Consider the following 15,406-nt stretch of genomic DNA (forward strand, 5'->3'; position numbering starts at 1 on the left):
ACGGGAAAGAGGAAAGCGCAATAGACTGACTCCTACCGACAGCAGGGAGAGGGGGAAGTATGGCAGCCATGACGGCATTGATAAAGATCGATCAAGACTCACTCCCTGATCGTTTGGTGACTGGGCTTTCGAAAATCGGTTTGGCGATGAAGAGCCGAACCTGGAGACGGAAGGGACGGCAGGGTATTGGCCCGTTGCAAATTCAAGTGCTGACGTTTCTCCGATCTCGACCGAATCATTCGGCGACCGTCTCGACGATTGCCCGAGAACTCTCCGTCAAGCTGCCCACCGCTTCAGAAGTCATTCGAACGCTTGAACACAAGCGGTTGGTTCGTCGGCGTCGCCGGGAAATCGACAACCGTATCGTGACCGTTCACTTGACTGCGCTCGGGGCAAAAGCAGGTCACGTGGAAAACCGATGGCCAGAGATTCTTGCGTCTGCCGCCGGGAATCTGTCGCCGCAAGAGCAGGTCGCTCTTCTCACCACGCTCGTGAAACTGATTCGCGCGCTCCAACTGCAGGGAGAAATCCCGGTCGCGCGTATGTGCGTTTCTTGCGAACACTTTCGCCCGCATCTCTATGCGGAATCGGCCCAACCTCATCACTGTGACTTCTACAACGTTGCGTTTGGAGATCAGGCGTTCCGCCTCGATTGTCCCGAGTACGTGGAATCGTCAGCGGCAGAAACTTCAAACAATGGCGCCGACTCTCACAATGATGCGAGGGTCAACCAAGCTGCTCAGATATGAGCGTGGACTGACGGCAGGTCACAGGAACTGTTACGGCCGGTCTGTTGGATCGATGTAGAGTAATCGGTCCGCCTCAAGTTTCCCCATCAAATCCTCTAAGGCTAACTGTAAAGCGGCAGCGATGGGGGCACGGTCGGAAGCGGTCACCCACCGTACCGATGATCCCACCGCAGTCTGTTCGACGAGATACGATTTCATGGGCTTGGCGGCCTTGCTCATCTCGGCTTGTAATGAAATCCGATAATGATAGAGACCTTGCCGGGACGACAGGGACAGTTTCGTGGCGATGAGAAGCGTGAGGTCGGCAGGGTCGGAAGAGACCGACGTGAACGTGGCTCGTTGCTGAAGAAATCCAAAAATCGCCTGCCTGACATCGCGATTCGGCCATTCCAGCATCGTAATGCCTGGTCTATGATCTGCGCCCTCCGTTGAAATCGGTTTCACGAGAGCCTGAAGGCTTCGAGGGATGGTGGTGGACGAAGAGGTGGCCTGTAGAGGTGCCACATGAATTCGGTGAACGCATCCCGCACATGTCAGACAGACGGGCAGCAGGAGGATAAGGCACTTGGTCAGTAAAGCCATAGTCGGCAAAAGAATGGCAGACAGTCTTCCTTCATATCAGGGCTCTGATCTGCCGGATTAGCGAATTGAGCCCGGAGAGGAGCCTGACACGATCTCCAAGTCTTTCAATGCCCGAGCGGCCTGTTCCCGGTAGGAGCGTTCTGTCGGGTCGGTGTAGGTGTCGACCACACGCTGATACGATGCACGGGCTTTCTCCGGTTGCTGCTTGATCGCAAAATATTGCCCTAAGGCAATCCAGTTTTGGGCAGCCGTTTCTCGAGCCGTTTTCATCAGAGCGAACTCTCGCTCCACCTGTGTCGTTCCATGTACTTGGCTCCGCTTCCTGACGGTGTCCGCCATCTGATCCGCCATGACTTCGATCTGTTCATTCTCGTGAACCGCTGCGCCCACTCGGTTGGCTTTGAGGTGACTGTAGAAGTCTTCGACGTGATTCTTGATGACGTCTGCTCGCCGCTGATACGAGTCTTGCGCGCAACCGGAGAAGATGAGGACGAACAGGGCGATGAGACCGGCCGTGTGTGGCAAGAAGTAGCGATCGGAATGCGTCATGGGTCCTCGTGAATGTGAGCCCTGGATCAGGTAACCGGTGGAGTCTAACATACGCCCATCCATGCGAACACTAACCCAATCGGTGGGGATTCTCGAAAGGCGCTGTGGTGAAAGCTGAGGGAGCGAGGAAGCCCCTTGAACCTCTGGCAAGGGCTGAGCTATCTTAGTGCCCGGTTTCCATAGACTAGAATTTTGCAGGCATAGGGATGGGCCTTCGAATAAGGAGGAGAACGACATGGGAAAAAGCTTAAAGGGGACGAAGAGTCACGACAATCTCAAACATGCGTTTGCAGGGGAATCACAGGCCAACCGCCGGTATCTCTATTTTGCCCGGCGTGCGGACATTGAGGGCTATCCGGACGTCGGCGGGCTCTTTCGAGACACCTCGGAGGCTGAAACCGGCCATGCCTTCGGGCACCTGGATTTCTTGAAAGAGGTCGGAGACCCGGCGACGGGTGTGCCGATGGGCAACACGGACGCGAACCTCAAGTCCGCCATCGAGGGCGAAACGTACGAATACACGCAAATGTATCCGGGAATGTCCAAGACCGCACGGGAGGAAGGGTTTCCTGAATTGGCCGAATGGTTTGAAACCTTGGCGAAGGCCGAACGGTCCCATGCCAATCGGTTTCAGAAGGGATTGGATACTCTGAAGAGCTAACAGCCGGCGTATGTGCTCACCTTCAGCGGTCAGTTTTCGGCGACGTGGCGTGAATTCGTCGGCGAAAGCTGGCCGCTGAACGTTTTTGGAGAAGCGAAGCATGAAAGGTCTCAGCCTCATCGCACCGGTCGATCCGAAGCAATTGGAGAAGGAAACGCTACGAATCTACGAGGTCTGTGATGGGTGTCGGCGTTGCTTCAATCTCTGTCCATCCTTCAACACCCTGCTGGATCGAATTGACGTGTACGAAGGTGATGTGGCCAAGCTGACTCCAGCCGATCATCATCGAGTTGTCGACGAGTGCTATTACTGCAAACTCTGTTTCAACCATTGCCCCTATACTCCGCCACATCACTACCAAATCGATTTCCCGCATCTGATGGTCGCGTGGAAGAAGCGTCTCGCCGCAGAACGCGGTGTCCGGTGGCGGGACCGTCTGTTGATCATGACGGATACTATTGGACGACTGGGCAGCGTGACGGCTTCAATCACGAATGCGTTGTTGGGCAACCGACTGGTGCGCCGCGTTCTTGAAAAGGTCGTGGGGATTCATCAAGACCGCCGTCTGTTGCCCTTCTCTCGCGAAACGTTTCCCCGCTGGTTCGACCGTCGAACGAAGACGGCAGCGGCTGATCCCCCCACCCGTAAAGTCGCGTTGTTTTCCAGTTGCCTCGTGAATTATCAGGCAACCGATGTCGGCAAGGCGACGGTGCAGGTGCTGGAAAAAAACGGCATCCACGTCGTGGTACCGGAGCAACGCTGCTGCGGGATGCCGAGTTTCGACATCGGTGATACCGAGGCCATTCAAGTGGCTGCTCGGAGCAATGTCGCGTCATTGTACCCATGGGTCCTGAAGGGGTACGATGTAGTTGTCCCGACCGCCAGTTGCAGTTTGATGCTGAAGCGGGAATATCCGGAGCTTCATCGCGATGAGCAGACCAAACAGGTGGCCGAGCGAACCTTCGACGTCTGCGAGTATTTGATGGCGATGAAAAAGGCCGGCCATTTGGCGACCGATTTCACCAAGAAGCCGGGGCGTGTCGCGTATCAGATCCCCTGTCACCTCAGGGATCAAAATATCGGGTTTAAGTCCAAGGAACTGATGGAATGTGCGGGCGCTCAAGTCGAGCTGATCGAACAGTGCTCGGGACACGATGGCGCCTGGTCCGTCAAAACGGAGTTTTTCCCATTGTCGATGAAGATCGCCGGCAAGGCCGTACGCGCGATCGAGCAAACGCCGGCCGACCTCGTCGCGTCGGACTGCCCGTTGGCGGGTTTACAGTTGGAACAGGGCGGCGCATCGGCCAATGCGAGAGAAAAAGCCGTCCTGCATCCGATTCAGATCGTCCGTGACGCGTATGGGCTATCCTCACAACAGTGAGGGGCCTGGGTGGAAATACAGTTATTCACGTTTGTCGAAGGGTTAGTTAGGGGATCAACAGTGAAAACGATCACATTCGGCGATGTCATCCCGCACGATGAGTATGAACGGCAGCGAGAAGCCTTCCGCGCGAAAATCATCGAATTGAAGCGGCGGCGCCGACTCTCGATCGGCCCGTTGATCACCGTCGTCTTCGAGAATCGTGAGACGCTGCAATTTCAGATTCAAGAAATGATCCGAACCGAGCGCATTGTCGACCCGCTGAAAGTGCAAGATGAGCTGGATGTATACAACGCTTTGCTGCCGCATCCGAACGAACTGAGCGCGACCCTCTTGATCGAAATCACTGACGAAGCCACGATAAAAGAAAAGCTCGATCAATTCATGGGACTGGATCACGGAGAGACAGTGGCGATCACTGCTGGCGGGGAAGAAGCCTTCGGAGAATTCGAAGGTGGCCGGAGCCATGAGACGAAGATCAGCGCGGTTCATTTCGTCAGGTTTCAACCGACTGCCTCGATGAGAGTGGCCTTTGCGGATCTCACTCAGCCGGTGACGATTCGAGTGAACCATGGCGGGTACCATCAGGAGGTACCCGTCTCGGGCAGCATGAGGGAAGAATGGCTCGCCGATTTACGCGCCTAACTCAGCATCCGGGACTCACTGGAGCACTATGCCGTCTGTTCTATTGAACAAGCGCATCGAATTCGCCGCCGCGCATCGCTATCTCCGGACCGAATGGGATGAGGCGAAGAATCGCGCGGCGTTCGGGCGCTGCTACAATGCTCCCGCCCACGGACATAACTACCTGCTGGAAGTCACCGTCTCCGGCGAGATCGATCCGAAGACCGGCATGGTCGTCAATCTGTTCGATCTCAAGCGTGTGCTCCTTGCCGTCATCGAAGAATTTGATCACAAGAACCTGAACCTCGACATGCCGTACTTCACCGACCGCATCCCGACCTCAGAGAATTTCGCACATGTGCTCTGGTCGAAATTGGCCACCCAACGGGATATCGGCACGCTGCATACCCTTCGGCTCTGCGAGGATGAAGATCTGTATGCCGAAGTCACTGCAGCCGACGGCCCGGAAGTTGCCGCTGTCGCCAAGCGGTATTCGTTCAATGCGATCCAGGAGAGCCATCAAGGACGGGACTGGGACTTCTACGTGACGGTTTGCGGGACGATCGATCCGGTGACGGGCATGGTAACCGACATCGGCGCGTTGGACCGGCTGGTGCAAGACACCGTCATCAAATCATTCGATCGGCAGGATCTCCGCCGGGCGCTTGGATCCGAAACCGTGAGGGGGGAAACTCTCGCCAAGGGGATCTGGGACCGTCTCGCCGGGCGTGTCTCAGGTGGAACACTCCGCAACGTCCGCCTCGTCCAAACCCGCGACCTCTCGTTCGACTACGCGGGTGGATAACCGAGTTGCCACGCTGTGCAAATCCTTCTCTCGGGCCACTCGACACGGTCATTCGTCATCTAGTTAGATGGATGCCCTTGTGTCTCATCATTGCCTCCGATAATCGTGGACGGTCACGTCCCTTCAAGCTCATACCAGCGCTCGCGAGAAATGAAGGGCAACCCTCTCTAACTTCGTTGAGAGGTCGAAGCTGGTGCTGATCGTCGTTGACGCTGCTCTGGAGTTCGTTCATCCGGACATGCTACACAGAGACTCAAACTTGTGAGGAACGATGAGTGCGACGGGTTCGTTGTTTATCGGGATTGTAGGATCGCTGCTGTTTCTGATCAGCGTTTTTGCATTCAGTCAGAGGAATTGGAAGGGCGGCCTCGTCTGGCTGCTGGTTGGCGCGGGATTGATCGCGCTGTTGACTTATATGGACAAGCCGTCGGCGAATTTGTTGCCGTAGGGGACGAGCACGGGAAGGCCGCTTCTGAACGCGTTCATGAGCCAGGATCGATCAGTGTTTCGGCGAATGCTTCTGTGAATGGCGCTCACCGTCTGTTCGTTCGGTGCCGCTCTTGGTTCCGCGCGGAGTAAAGCGGGCTGCATAAGCCTCCTGTTCCGGTAACCTGAGGAAGACGATGATCCCGGTATCCGGGTTTATTGTGAATGCACCGGTCCCCTTCAGCATGTTCTCACCCGAGGGCTCCAATTCCACCTGGATTTTGGCCTTCTCGAACCCCTGTTGGATGGTGGCCTTGGCTTTGGCTCCATCAGTGGGGATGGCCTGATCCGAATGATCAGTGACGTACAGCACCAGTTCTCCGTCCTCGGCGATCAATTCTAGATGATATGGGCCTGCGCTAAGCGATTGCCCGCCGTGGAGGGCCTTCACGGGGTCGGAGTGTTTCGCCGTGTGAGCTCCGACCGGCACTGAACCGAGCAGCATTGCGCACAGAGCGAAGGTTCCCAGCAGATGTCTCATGGTAGGTTCTCCCAGAAAGCGAATTCCACGTCTATCGATAAAGCAGATGTCGATCGTCAATGCTTCGGCGCATGGTGGTGATGATGCTCGCCGTCGCCTTTTGGCGTTCCCTCGTGAGCTTTTTCGCTTGGGTCTGGCTTGGGCTTCAGCGGCATAAAGCGGGCGGCATACCCGTCTTGATTCGGGAGTTTCATGAAGACGATGACCACGGTACTCGGCGTGAGGGAAAAGGTGCCGGAGCCCTTGAGCATGTTGTTTCCCACGGGGTGGAGATGTACTTGTGTTCTTGTCGATCCCGTCTCAATGGTTGCTTTGGCCAGACCTCCGTCTACGCTGATGGTATTGTCCGCGTGGTCGGTGACGTATACTGTGAGGTTCCCATCTTTGGCGACCAGTTCCATATGAAACGGCCCGGTCATGCGCAATTGCCCGCCATGCGGGGCCTCGACGGATTCAAAAAACTCATCGGTATGGGCTCCGGCTGAGACCGAGAGCGTCAGCATGGCGCCGATGACCAGATACGCAACGGTGTGCTTCATGCTTCGCTCGCCTCCTAACTTGCCGACCATTCAGCGCTTTCGGCGAAGTGGCAAGATCTCTTCTGGTTCAACTGCTCAGTGCGCATGGGCTCTACTTGAGCAGATAGTCTGAAACGAGTGCGGCAAGTTCGGCCTGCTCGACGACTCCTTCGCGCGCGAGCAGCAGTTTACCATGAGCGAAGAAATGGGTGGTGGGATAGGTTTCGAATGTGTGGGTTTTTTTGATCTCACGGCATCGGCCGGGCACGTGCATCTTGGCCTTGCCGACCTTCAGATCGGGAAACTTGGCGGCCACCGCTTCCAGGATTGGATCATAGAGCTTGCATGGCTCACAGGTCGCCAACCCGTATGCGACAATCGCCGCCGGCGCGTGGGTGAATTCTGCATAATTGGCGTCACTGACGTCGAGGACGTTGCTCATGAGTATAGGGGCCTCAAGACCGCTCCAGCGGTGCCGAACCCAGAGCGCTAAGTGCTGAGCTTAAGAGATGAATCTCCCAACTCAGCACCCAACGCTCAGCACCGAATTAGTTCAACTTGGAGAGCGCATCAAGGATTTCCTTGTCCTCGCGCGCAGTTTTGATCTCCTGCACTTTCACATAGGCGACCTTGCCGTTCTTATCGACGATCACGGTCGCGCGCTTGGAGCAGTTCAGCGGTTCGAAATAGAGACCATAGGACTTCGCCGTCGTCCGATGCACGTCAGACAGGAGGCGGTGCTTCAGGTCCAGCGAATCTGCCCAGGCTTTGTGGGAGAAGAAGCTGTCGCAGCTGACGCCGAACAACTCCGCGTTCGCGGACTGGAACTTGGGGAAGTCATCGGACAAACACTTGTTCTCTCCATGGCAGACGGGACTCCAATCCAGCGGGTAGAAGCAGAGCACGACGTTCTTCTTACCTTTGTAGTCGCTCAACTTCACGTCCTTCTGGTCTTGATCCTTTAGATTGAAGTCCGGTGCCGTATCGCCTGCCTTAATTTCCGGTGCCACGTCGCTCATCGCAAACCTCCTTAAGACTGTCTGTATGGGTGAGTTGGTGTACTGAGGTCTCGAATTGGAAGGACCCCACTATCTGTAGCCCTAAACTTTGTAACCTGTGGTTTAAAGTGATGTCAACGGCCCGAAAGGCCTACGCGCAGGCAAAGAATCGATAACGTATTGAGCGATCAAAGGATTTATGAGCTTTGAAGTTCGCGAAATCCCAGCATCCGTCCAGCTGGTGCGGCGGTCCGGTAATTCTTGATATGGATGGTACGACCAAGCAGAGGAAGGTCGAGCGCTGTTCCGACTTTGAGCGAATGGCCCACCCGCAGCAGTTCACCGGCTGATTCGGACAAGATCTCCTTGGCGGGAGTGTCGGACAGTCCCTTACCCCTGAATAGCTCAATCTCATCCAGCCCGAATTTGCTCAAGCCCAAGGAGTAGGACCATACCTGGTCTGGTCGCAAAGTGTCGTCGTGGATGATCGAACAGTGATCATCCAGGACAAAACTCGTGAGGGTCCGTTGCTGCCAGTCCGAGGGATTGACGTAGGCCTGCGTGATCACATCATGGGCGGTGCCCTGTGTCAGGAGAGTCAAGCAACGGGCCAGGCGCGCGGCCAGCAGGACGGTATCGGGCATGTCTCGAGGGGAGGCCATGGAGGGTGCGACGGCACCCATGAGGTCGTGTTCCCAGGATAGTTGCTTCATGACCTCGGCGACATGGCTCTTCGGCAACGGCATCACCACATGAGCGGACCAGGGGCCATGGGTGGCCTGCCAGGATTCAGCCGAACCCTCTTCATGGCGGATGGCCAACGGCACGCCATACTCCCGCTCATACAGCATCTTGAGCTCATCGGTCGCTGGTGCGGTGCCGCGATAGCCGATGAAGTACAACGGCGGCCGTTTGGCGGAAGGCTTAGGCGTCTTCTTACGAATTCTCATATCAAAGTCCGCGTCTCGTCGTCCGAAAAGCGTATCTCGCAAACAAACGACGCTTCATTTCCCGGCTTTTTTCGCCTTGCGGCGATCGTCCGGGTTCAACAGACGCTTTCGCAAGCGCAGGTTCTGCGGGGTCACTTCGACCAGCTCATCCGCTCCGATGTACTCCAAGGCGAACTCCAGTGTCATTTCGCGTGGGGGAGTGAGGACCAAAGCTTCGTCGGAGCCGGACGCCCGCATGTTGGATAGATGCTTCTCCTTGCACACATTCACATCGAGGTCTTCGTCTCGGCTGTTTTGGCCCACCACCATCCCCCGATAAACCTCTACTCCTGGTCCGATGAACATCGCACCGCGTTCCTGAGTCATGAAGATGGCATAGCCGGTACTGACTCCGTCTTCGAAGCCGACCAGTGAGCCATGCGGTGCCACGATTAGATCCCGCTCTTCCGCCGGTTCATATGCCGCAAACACGTGATGCATGATGACGGTCCCACGGGTCTTTGCCAGCAGCACGTTCTTGAGCCCCATGATGCCCCGTGTCGGGATGTGGTATTCCAGATGCATTTCACTGGTGCCCACATCGGAATGAATGAGCCGCATGTGCCGCATTTCGCCTCGGCGTTTTCCGATCTCCTCGATCACCGTGCCCTGATAGGTTTCCGGCACTTGGATGGTCAGTTCTTCGTACGGTTCCATGACGGCCCCGCCCTCACGGTGGAGAATGACCTCCGGTTGCGACACTTGAAGCTCGTACCCCTCCCGTCGCATCTGTTCGATCAACACGGAGAGATGGAGTTCGCCTCGGCCGGCCACGAGAAAGCGATCGGCGCTGTCCGTCTCATTGACACGGAGCGACACATTAGTTTCCAGTTCCTTGAACAGGCGCTCACGCAGATGACGTGACGTCAGAAACTTGCCTTCACGTCCGGCGAAGGGACTGTTATTCACCGAGAAGGTCATCTGAACCGTCGGCTCATCGATGGAGACGCGCGGGAGGGCGACCGGACGATCGGCATCCGCAATGGTATCGCCAATGCTCACATCATCTAGCCCGGCGACTGCGACGATCTCTCCGGCGGCGGCCTGTTCGGTGTCGGCTCGTTCGAGGCCTGAATAAACCGCGAGATCGGATACTCTTCCGGGAATCTGAGCGCCGTTCTTGCCGAGGACCATGACATTCTGCCGGCGGGCAATGGAACCGGACTGGATCTTGCCGATACCCATCTTCCCTTTGTAGGAATCTTGCACAAGGGCCAGCACAAGAATCTGGAGCGGGGCTTCGACGGTAATGGCTGGGGCAGGAATCTTCTCCAGCACCGTATCGAGGAGCGGCATGATATCGGTACCGGGCTTGTTGGCATCGAGTGTGGCGATCCCTTTAATCGCCGACGTATAGACGATCGGAAAATCGAGCTGTTCGTCGGTGGCTCCCAGATGAACGAACAGGTCGAAGGTTCGGTTGACCACGTCGTCGATGACGGCATCCGGCCGGTCAATTTTGTTGATGACGACAATGGCTTTGTGCCCAAGCGCCAAGGCTTTCCGCAACACGAAGGTCGTTTGCGGCATGGGGCCTTCTTTCGCATCGACTAAAATCAATACACCGTCCACCATCCGGAGCGTGCGTTCCACTTCACCGCCGAAATCGGCATGGCCCGGAGTATCGACAATATTGATTTTCACCCCGTTGTAGATGACGCTGGCATTTTTGGCCCGGATCGTGATCCCACGTTCCCGTTCCTGGTCCATTGAGTCCATGATGCGTTCGCCCATATCGTCGATCTTGCGATGGACGTGCGTTTGGCGGAGCACCGCATCGACCAGCGTGGTTTTGCCGTGATCTACGTGGGCGATAATGGCGATGTTACGGATATCGCTCCGGCGGTCATGAGGTGCGCGTAAGGTCGTCATGATGAGGGTACTTCCGTAATGACAAAAAAAAGACGCCCCATTCGTGAGGCGTCGGCGGAAGTATACATGAGCACCAGCCGTCCCACAAGCGATCATTCAGGTGACATTAGACGGCGGAAGCTTGAGTTTTGGGATGACGCATTGTAAGGTTTTGGTAACCGCAGGTTCACGTCTACAGGACTCCATACCCGATGCCGGACGACGGTCGATTCGTAGAGAGAGCTTTGCAACGGCCACGCCGTCGGCGCCGGTGGCCGATTGTCTTGATCAGTTTGGTGGCCTTCGCTATCGTCGGCGCGACGACGGTCGCGGGAGTCATCTGGCATTTTGCGCAAGATCTGCCTTCGCTCGACCTGCTCCAAAACTATCAACCCAGTCTGGTCACGACCGTCTACTCGGATGATCGCCGGCCAATCGGCCAATTCTTTATCGAACGCCGCATTCTGACTCCGCTCCCTGAGATTCCCAAAGCGCTGACGCAAGCGGTGATCGCGACGGAAGACGCGCGGTTTTTCGAACATCCGGGGTTGGATGCGATCGGAATGCTGCGGGCGGCTTGGACGAACATTCGGCATGGGGGCAAAAAAGTCGAAGGCGCGAGCACGATCACCCAACAGTTGGCTCGTTCGCTGTTTCTTTCGTCCGAGCGGTCCTATGAACGCAAGATTCGCGAGCTGATTCTCGCCTATAAAATGGAGGTGGTCTCCGGCAAGGAACAGATTCTTGAAACCTACTTGAACCAGATCTACTTCGGACAGGGAGCCTATGGGGTAGCCTCGGCTGCTCAATCCTATTTCGGGAAAGACATCAGAACACTGACCCTGGCGGAATCCGCATTCTTGGCCGGACTGCCGAAGTCTCCCAGCCGGTTTTCCCCTTTCACCGCTTATGAGCTCGCGAAAAAGCGGCAAGAGCATGTTCTCAGCCGCATGGAAGAGGTCGGGTTTATTACTGCAGCCGAGCGGGAAACGGCCGCGCAAGAGAAATTGAATTTCCACCGGCCAGGGAGCGAGCACCTTGCACCGTACTTCGTCGAGTATGTTCGCCAATTGCTCGTCGCAAAGTACGGTGAGTCGATGGTGTACAAGGGCGGCCTCCAAATCTACACGACCTTGAATTTGGAGATGCAAAAGGCGGCGGAAACAGCGTTCTTGTCAGGGATTCGCGAACTCGACAAACGTGAGGGGTGGCGAGGATCTCGACGAACCGTAGACTTGGCGACTTTTCAGCCTTCCCAGCAGGCGTCGTCGGATCAACCGCTGAAGTCCGGGAGTTTGGGCGAGGGAGTCGTCTTGAGGGTGGCCAAGGATCACTATGTGGTTCAGGTCGGGGCATTTACCGCAAAGCTGGCGTTCGACGACATGGCCTGGGCGAAGCGGATTCTTAAGGGACCGGATCCCACGGTCGACTTCGTCGTCAATCCGAATCTGAAGCAACTCCTGAAGCCGGGAGATGTCATCGAGATCGCGATCAAAAAGATCACGAAGGAGGGCATCCTCCTCACTCTGGAGCAGACACCCGTGGTCGAAGGCGGGTTGATTGCGATCGATCCGAAAGTAGGCGCAATACGGGCGATGGTCGGAGGCTATGATTTCTCCCGTAGCGAGTACAATCGTGCAGTCCAGGCGCATCGGCAACCCGGATCGGCGTTTAAGCCGCTCATTTATGCCACGGCAATGAGCCAGGGGTTGAGTCCGGCGACCCAGATTCTTGACGCCCCGGTCGTGTATGAGCAGGAAGAGGACGACAAAATTTGGAAACCTGAAAACTACGGACGAAAGTTTCACGGCATGGTGAGTCTTCGGGATGCGTTGGCGCACTCGCACAATCTTGCGACGGTCCGGTTATTGGACAAGGTCGGGGTGAAGAACGTGATCGAATTTTCGCGATCAGTCGGAGTGACGAGTCCGCTCCCTGCCGATCTGTCCTTGGGTCTTGGTTCATCATCGGTCGGCTTGATGGAGCTGACCTCGGTCTATGGCGTATTTTTGAACCAGGGGAGTCGAGTCGACCCGTTTGCCGTCAAATTAGTAAAAGATAACACCGGTAACACGCTCGAAGTGGTTGAACCCGAGCCCCATGAGGTCATCGCCAAAGAGACCGCCTACCTGATCACAAACATGATGGAAGATGTCGTGCAGAAGGGAACCGGGCAGGCTGCAAAAAGTCTGGATCGTCCAATCGCCGGGAAAACCGGCACGACGAACGACTACATCAATGCCTGGTTCATCGGCGGCACGCCGAACCTGGTCACCGGAGTGTACGTCGGGTTCGACGACCGCCGTTCGCTCGGGGAAAGCGAAACGGGGGCTCGTTTGGCCTTGCCGATCTGGATCGCCTTCATGAAAGAGGCCCTCAAACAGCTTCCCGTGGTGCCGTTCGAAATCCCAGACGGTGTGACCTTTGTAAAGGTCGATTCCTCGACGGGACTTCTGGAGTCGGAACAGGAAGGAGAAGGTCAAAAAGGAACAGTGGAACTCTTTGCGAAAGGCAGTGAGCCCACCCAAGCGGCTCAACGTCGATTGGATCCCACGGACTTTTATAAACTTGATCAGATTCCAGAGGGACAACCGGCAGGAGAGGGCGGTTTCTAGCCTCTCAGGCTACGACTTCGAATCCTGATATTCCTCATGCCAGGCCATTTGAATCGCTTCTAAGATTTTCTCGTTCGATTTCTTCGGGTCGTCCTTAAACTCCGGCAGGGCAACGATCCAGGCGTGCATGTCCGTGAAACGCACGGTCAGCGGGTCCGTCTCGGGGTGTTCTTCCACCAGCCGTATGGCGATATCTTGTCTGTCTTGCCACTTGAGATCCATGGTCTCCTCGTCTTTCGTCGTCCGTGAGGCGGGTGGTGATGGCGGAAGGTCTTTCTACGACACCTCGAACACTTTCTTCCCTTGCAGACTTTTCTTGAGAGAATCGTCCAGCATCACGACGTTCAAGCGCTTCGCGGCCTGTTCGAGCGCTGCCATGTGTGCACGGATGGCGCGAGGGTCGGGGCCGTCCTTCGCATTAGTCAACTGAGAGAGTGCCGCACGTATGCCCTCGGCTTCTTCCGGCGCGATCAGATGGCCGGCGTCGACGAGCGATTTCTCAGTCGTTTTCATCAACGCTTCGGCGTCCAGTCGAGCTTCGATCAGCTTCCGGGCGTTGATATCCTCCGTGGCAAACTTGAACGAGTCTTCGATCATCCGCTCAACTTCCGTGTCCGAGAGTCCGTACGACGGCTTGACGTCGATCGACTGACTTTGGCCTGTTCGCATGTCCTTTGCCGTCACGTTCAAGATTCCGTTGGCATCGATCAAAAAGGTCACTTCGATGCGCGGCACTCCTGCCGGGAGGGGCGGCACTTTGAGCCGAAATCGCGCGAGGCTCCGATTGTCTTTGACGAGTTCGCGCTCACCCTGCAGAATATGGATATCCACTCCGGTCTGACCGTCGACATAAGTCGTGAACATTTCTTTGGCGCTCGCCGGAATGGTCGTGTTCCTGCGGATCAAGCTGCTCATGACCCCGCCCATCGTTTCGATGCCGAGAGACAAGGGCGTTACGTCCAACAGCAACATGTCTGTCGTCCCGCCGCTCAGAATATCGGCTTGAACGGCCGCCCCAAGTGCGACGACTTCGTCCGGATTCAAGTGGCAATGCGGCGTCTTTCCGAACAGCGCTTCCACACGTTGCCGAACCAGCGGCATACGCGTTGAGCCCCCCACCAGTACAACCTCGTCGATATCTTTTGGAGCGAGCCCGGCGTCTTTTAACGCCATGCGACAGGGAGCCAATGTGCGTTCGATGACACGCATCGCTAGGGATTCGAGCTGATCACGCGTCAGCTCCCTGGTGAAACGTCCCTTGTCTTCCGGTAGCTCAATCGTGACGTCGGTCTTCAACTCATCGGACAAGCGGACCTTGGCCCGCTCCGCCTCCAACCGAATCGCCTGCATGTGATCGGGGTGGTTGCCGACGTCGATTCCGTGCCGGTCTCGGATCTCTATGACGAAAAGATCGACCAGCAGACGATCGAGATCGTCTCCGCCGAGGTGTGTGTCACCATTGGTCGCCAGAACCTCAAAAATACCGTCTTTTAACTTCAATATGGATATGTCGAACGTGCCGCCGCCGAAATCATAGACCGCGATCGTGCCCTGCGTTTTTTTCTGAAGTCCATAGGCGAGCGAAGCGGCAGTCGGCTCATTGATGATGCGCAACACCTCCAGCCCGGCAATGAGGCCGGCGTCTTTCGTCGCCTGTCGCTGGCTGTCGTTGAAGTAGGCAGGAACGGTGATGACGGCTTTCGTGATGCTTTCGTTGAGATGGGCCTCCGCGCGCAGCTTCAATTCCTTGAGGATCATGGCGGAGATCTGCGGCGGGGAATAGCTCTTCTGGCCGAGACGGATCCGAATGACCCCGCCCGTCTCGGTCAAATTGTAGGGGAAATACGCCAACTCGTTCTGAACATCAACCAAGCCCCTACCCATGAATCGCTTCACGGAGTACACCGTCCGCTCCGGGTTGCGCGTCAGATGTTCTTTCGCAGGATTCCCAACGATCAAGCCGTTGTCCGTCAAGGCGACAACTGAAGGCACCATCGTCCGACCGTGACGGTCGGGAACGACGCAGGGCTGGCCATCCTTCATGTAGGCGACCAATGAATTCGTAGTACCGAGGTCAATGCCGACTATGCGTGCCATATCAAAGACGCTGAAAAAGA

The 15,406-nt window shown here is 56.3% G+C and carries 17 protein-coding genes; 7 read left to right on the top strand and 10 right to left on the bottom strand.

What is annotated here, in order from left to right:
* Positions 1-59: 59 nt before the first annotated feature.
* Positions 60-749 carry a winged helix-turn-helix transcriptional regulator gene (locus tag H8K04_01045; protein UVT16184.1) on the top strand — a complete coding sequence of 230 codons (690 nt, stop codon included), beginning with the start codon at positions 60-62 and terminating at the stop codon, positions 747-749.
* 30 nt (positions 750-779) lie between these two features.
* Here the strand turns inward: H8K04_01045 and H8K04_01050 are convergent, their stop codons facing one another.
* Both H8K04_01050 and H8K04_01055 read right to left on the bottom strand, forming a co-directional pair.
* Complete coding sequence (locus H8K04_01050) at positions 780-1,193, bottom strand: hypothetical protein (protein ID UVT16185.1); 414 nt, start codon at positions 1,191-1,193, stop codon at positions 780-782.
* A gap of 195 nt (positions 1,194-1,388) precedes the next feature.
* On the bottom strand, positions 1,389-1,880 hold the full coding sequence (locus H8K04_01055; protein ID UVT16186.1) for a hypothetical protein: 492 nt from the start codon (positions 1,878-1,880) through the stop codon (positions 1,389-1,391).
* Between the two features lie 235 nt (positions 1,881-2,115).
* Here H8K04_01055 and H8K04_01060 point away from each other — a divergent pair, with 235 nt between their 5' ends.
* From H8K04_01060 to H8K04_01080, 5 genes are all read left to right on the top strand, one after another.
* Complete coding sequence (locus H8K04_01060) at positions 2,116-2,541, top strand: rubrerythrin (GenBank protein ID UVT16187.1); 426 nt, start codon at positions 2,116-2,118, stop codon at positions 2,539-2,541.
* Between the two features lie 100 nt (positions 2,542-2,641).
* Complete coding sequence (locus H8K04_01065) at positions 2,642-3,922, top strand: Fe-S oxidoreductase (GenBank protein UVT16188.1); 1,281 nt, start codon at positions 2,642-2,644, stop codon at positions 3,920-3,922.
* A 60-nt stretch (positions 3,923-3,982) separates the two neighbouring features.
* Complete coding sequence (locus H8K04_01070) at positions 3,983-4,567, top strand: DUF3501 family protein (GenBank protein UVT16189.1); 585 nt, start codon at positions 3,983-3,985, stop codon at positions 4,565-4,567.
* Positions 4,568-4,595: 28 nt separating this feature from the next.
* Positions 4,596-5,351: a 6-carboxytetrahydropterin synthase gene (locus H8K04_01075; protein ID UVT16190.1), complete on the top strand. Its 756-nt coding sequence runs from the start codon at positions 4,596-4,598 to the stop codon at positions 5,349-5,351.
* Positions 5,352-5,622: 271 nt separating this feature from the next.
* Positions 5,623-5,799 carry a hypothetical protein gene (locus tag H8K04_01080; GenBank protein ID UVT16191.1) on the top strand — a complete coding sequence of 59 codons (177 nt, stop codon included), beginning with the start codon at positions 5,623-5,625 and terminating at the stop codon, positions 5,797-5,799.
* Positions 5,800-5,850: 51 nt separating this feature from the next.
* Here the strand turns inward: H8K04_01080 and H8K04_01085 are convergent, their stop codons facing one another.
* The 6 genes from H8K04_01085 to typA all read right to left on the bottom strand — a co-directional run bounded on the left by H8K04_01085 (position 5,851) and on the right by typA (position 10,695).
* Entirely contained in the window at positions 5,851-6,318 is a 468-nt protein-coding gene (locus H8K04_01085; GenBank protein UVT16192.1) for a hypothetical protein, read from the bottom strand.
* A 56-nt stretch (positions 6,319-6,374) separates the two neighbouring features.
* Entirely contained in the window at positions 6,375-6,857 is a 483-nt protein-coding gene (locus H8K04_01090) for a hypothetical protein (protein ID UVT16193.1), read from the bottom strand.
* Positions 6,858-6,948: 91 nt separating this feature from the next.
* Complete coding sequence (locus tag H8K04_01095) at positions 6,949-7,278, bottom strand: thioredoxin family protein (protein ID UVT16194.1); 330 nt, start codon at positions 7,276-7,278, stop codon at positions 6,949-6,951.
* Positions 7,279-7,384: 106 nt separating this feature from the next.
* Positions 7,385-7,855: a redoxin domain-containing protein gene (locus tag H8K04_01100; protein ID UVT16195.1), complete on the bottom strand. Its 471-nt coding sequence runs from the start codon at positions 7,853-7,855 to the stop codon at positions 7,385-7,387.
* Between the two features lie 176 nt (positions 7,856-8,031).
* Positions 8,032-8,784 (bottom strand): hypothetical protein, encoded by a 753-nt coding sequence (locus H8K04_01105; GenBank protein ID UVT16196.1) that lies wholly within the window; start codon positions 8,782-8,784, stop codon positions 8,032-8,034.
* Positions 8,785-8,838: 54 nt separating this feature from the next.
* Positions 8,839-10,695, bottom strand: a complete 1,857-nt coding sequence (gene typA, locus H8K04_01110; protein ID UVT16197.1) for a translational GTPase TypA — start codon at positions 10,693-10,695, stop codon at positions 8,839-8,841.
* Positions 10,696-10,886: 191 nt separating this feature from the next.
* Between typA and H8K04_01115 the strand changes: the two genes are divergently transcribed.
* Complete coding sequence (locus H8K04_01115; GenBank protein ID UVT16198.1) at positions 10,887-13,289, top strand: PBP1A family penicillin-binding protein; 2,403 nt, start codon at positions 10,887-10,889, stop codon at positions 13,287-13,289.
* 9 nt (positions 13,290-13,298) lie between these two features.
* Here the strand turns inward: H8K04_01115 and iscX are convergent, their stop codons facing one another.
* Together iscX and dnaK are read right to left on the bottom strand one after the other, a co-directional pair.
* Positions 13,299-13,511 carry a Fe-S cluster assembly protein IscX gene (iscX, locus tag H8K04_01120; protein UVT16199.1) on the bottom strand — a complete coding sequence of 71 codons (213 nt, stop codon included), beginning with the start codon at positions 13,509-13,511 and terminating at the stop codon, positions 13,299-13,301.
* Between the two features lie 54 nt (positions 13,512-13,565).
* Positions 13,566-15,386, bottom strand: a complete 1,821-nt coding sequence (gene dnaK, locus H8K04_01125) for a molecular chaperone DnaK (GenBank protein UVT16200.1) — start codon at positions 15,384-15,386, stop codon at positions 13,566-13,568.
* Positions 15,387-15,406 lie beyond the last annotated feature (20 nt).

Origin of the sequence: Nitrospira sp., assembly GCA_024760525.1 — a bacterium.
GTDB lineage: Bacteria > Nitrospirota > Nitrospiria > Nitrospirales > Nitrospiraceae > Nitrospira_D.

Coding starts and splice junctions, on each gene's coding strand:
- H8K04_01080 (UVT16191.1), top strand. CDS start 5,623: ATGAGTGCGACGGGTTCGTTGTTTATCGGGATTGTAGGATCGCTGCTG.
- H8K04_01095 (UVT16194.1), bottom strand. CDS start 7,278: ATGAGCAACGTCCTCGACGTCAGTGACGCCAATTATGCAGAATTCACC.
- H8K04_01090 (UVT16193.1), bottom strand. CDS start 6,857: ATGAAGCACACCGTTGCGTATCTGGTCATCGGCGCCATGCTGACGCTC.
- H8K04_01055 (UVT16186.1), bottom strand. CDS start 1,880: ATGACGCATTCCGATCGCTACTTCTTGCCACACACGGCCGGTCTCATC.
- H8K04_01105 (UVT16196.1), bottom strand. CDS start 8,784: ATGAGAATTCGTAAGAAGACGCCTAAGCCTTCCGCCAAACGGCCGCCG.
- iscX (UVT16199.1), bottom strand. CDS start 13,511: ATGGATCTCAAGTGGCAAGACAGACAAGATATCGCCATACGGCTGGTG.
- H8K04_01060 (UVT16187.1), top strand. CDS start 2,116: ATGGGAAAAAGCTTAAAGGGGACGAAGAGTCACGACAATCTCAAACAT.
- H8K04_01100 (UVT16195.1), bottom strand. CDS start 7,855: ATGAGCGACGTGGCACCGGAAATTAAGGCAGGCGATACGGCACCGGAC.
- H8K04_01075 (UVT16190.1), top strand. CDS start 4,596: ATGCCGTCTGTTCTATTGAACAAGCGCATCGAATTCGCCGCCGCGCAT.
- H8K04_01045 (UVT16184.1), top strand. CDS start 60: ATGGCAGCCATGACGGCATTGATAAAGATCGATCAAGACTCACTCCCT.
- typA (UVT16197.1), bottom strand. CDS start 10,695: ATGACGACCTTACGCGCACCTCATGACCGCCGGAGCGATATCCGTAAC.
- H8K04_01115 (UVT16198.1), top strand. CDS start 10,887: ATGCCGGACGACGGTCGATTCGTAGAGAGAGCTTTGCAACGGCCACGC.
- dnaK (UVT16200.1), bottom strand. CDS start 15,386: ATGGCACGCATAGTCGGCATTGACCTCGGTACTACGAATTCATTGGTC.
- H8K04_01065 (UVT16188.1), top strand. CDS start 2,642: ATGAAAGGTCTCAGCCTCATCGCACCGGTCGATCCGAAGCAATTGGAG.
- H8K04_01085 (UVT16192.1), bottom strand. CDS start 6,318: ATGAGACATCTGCTGGGAACCTTCGCTCTGTGCGCAATGCTGCTCGGT.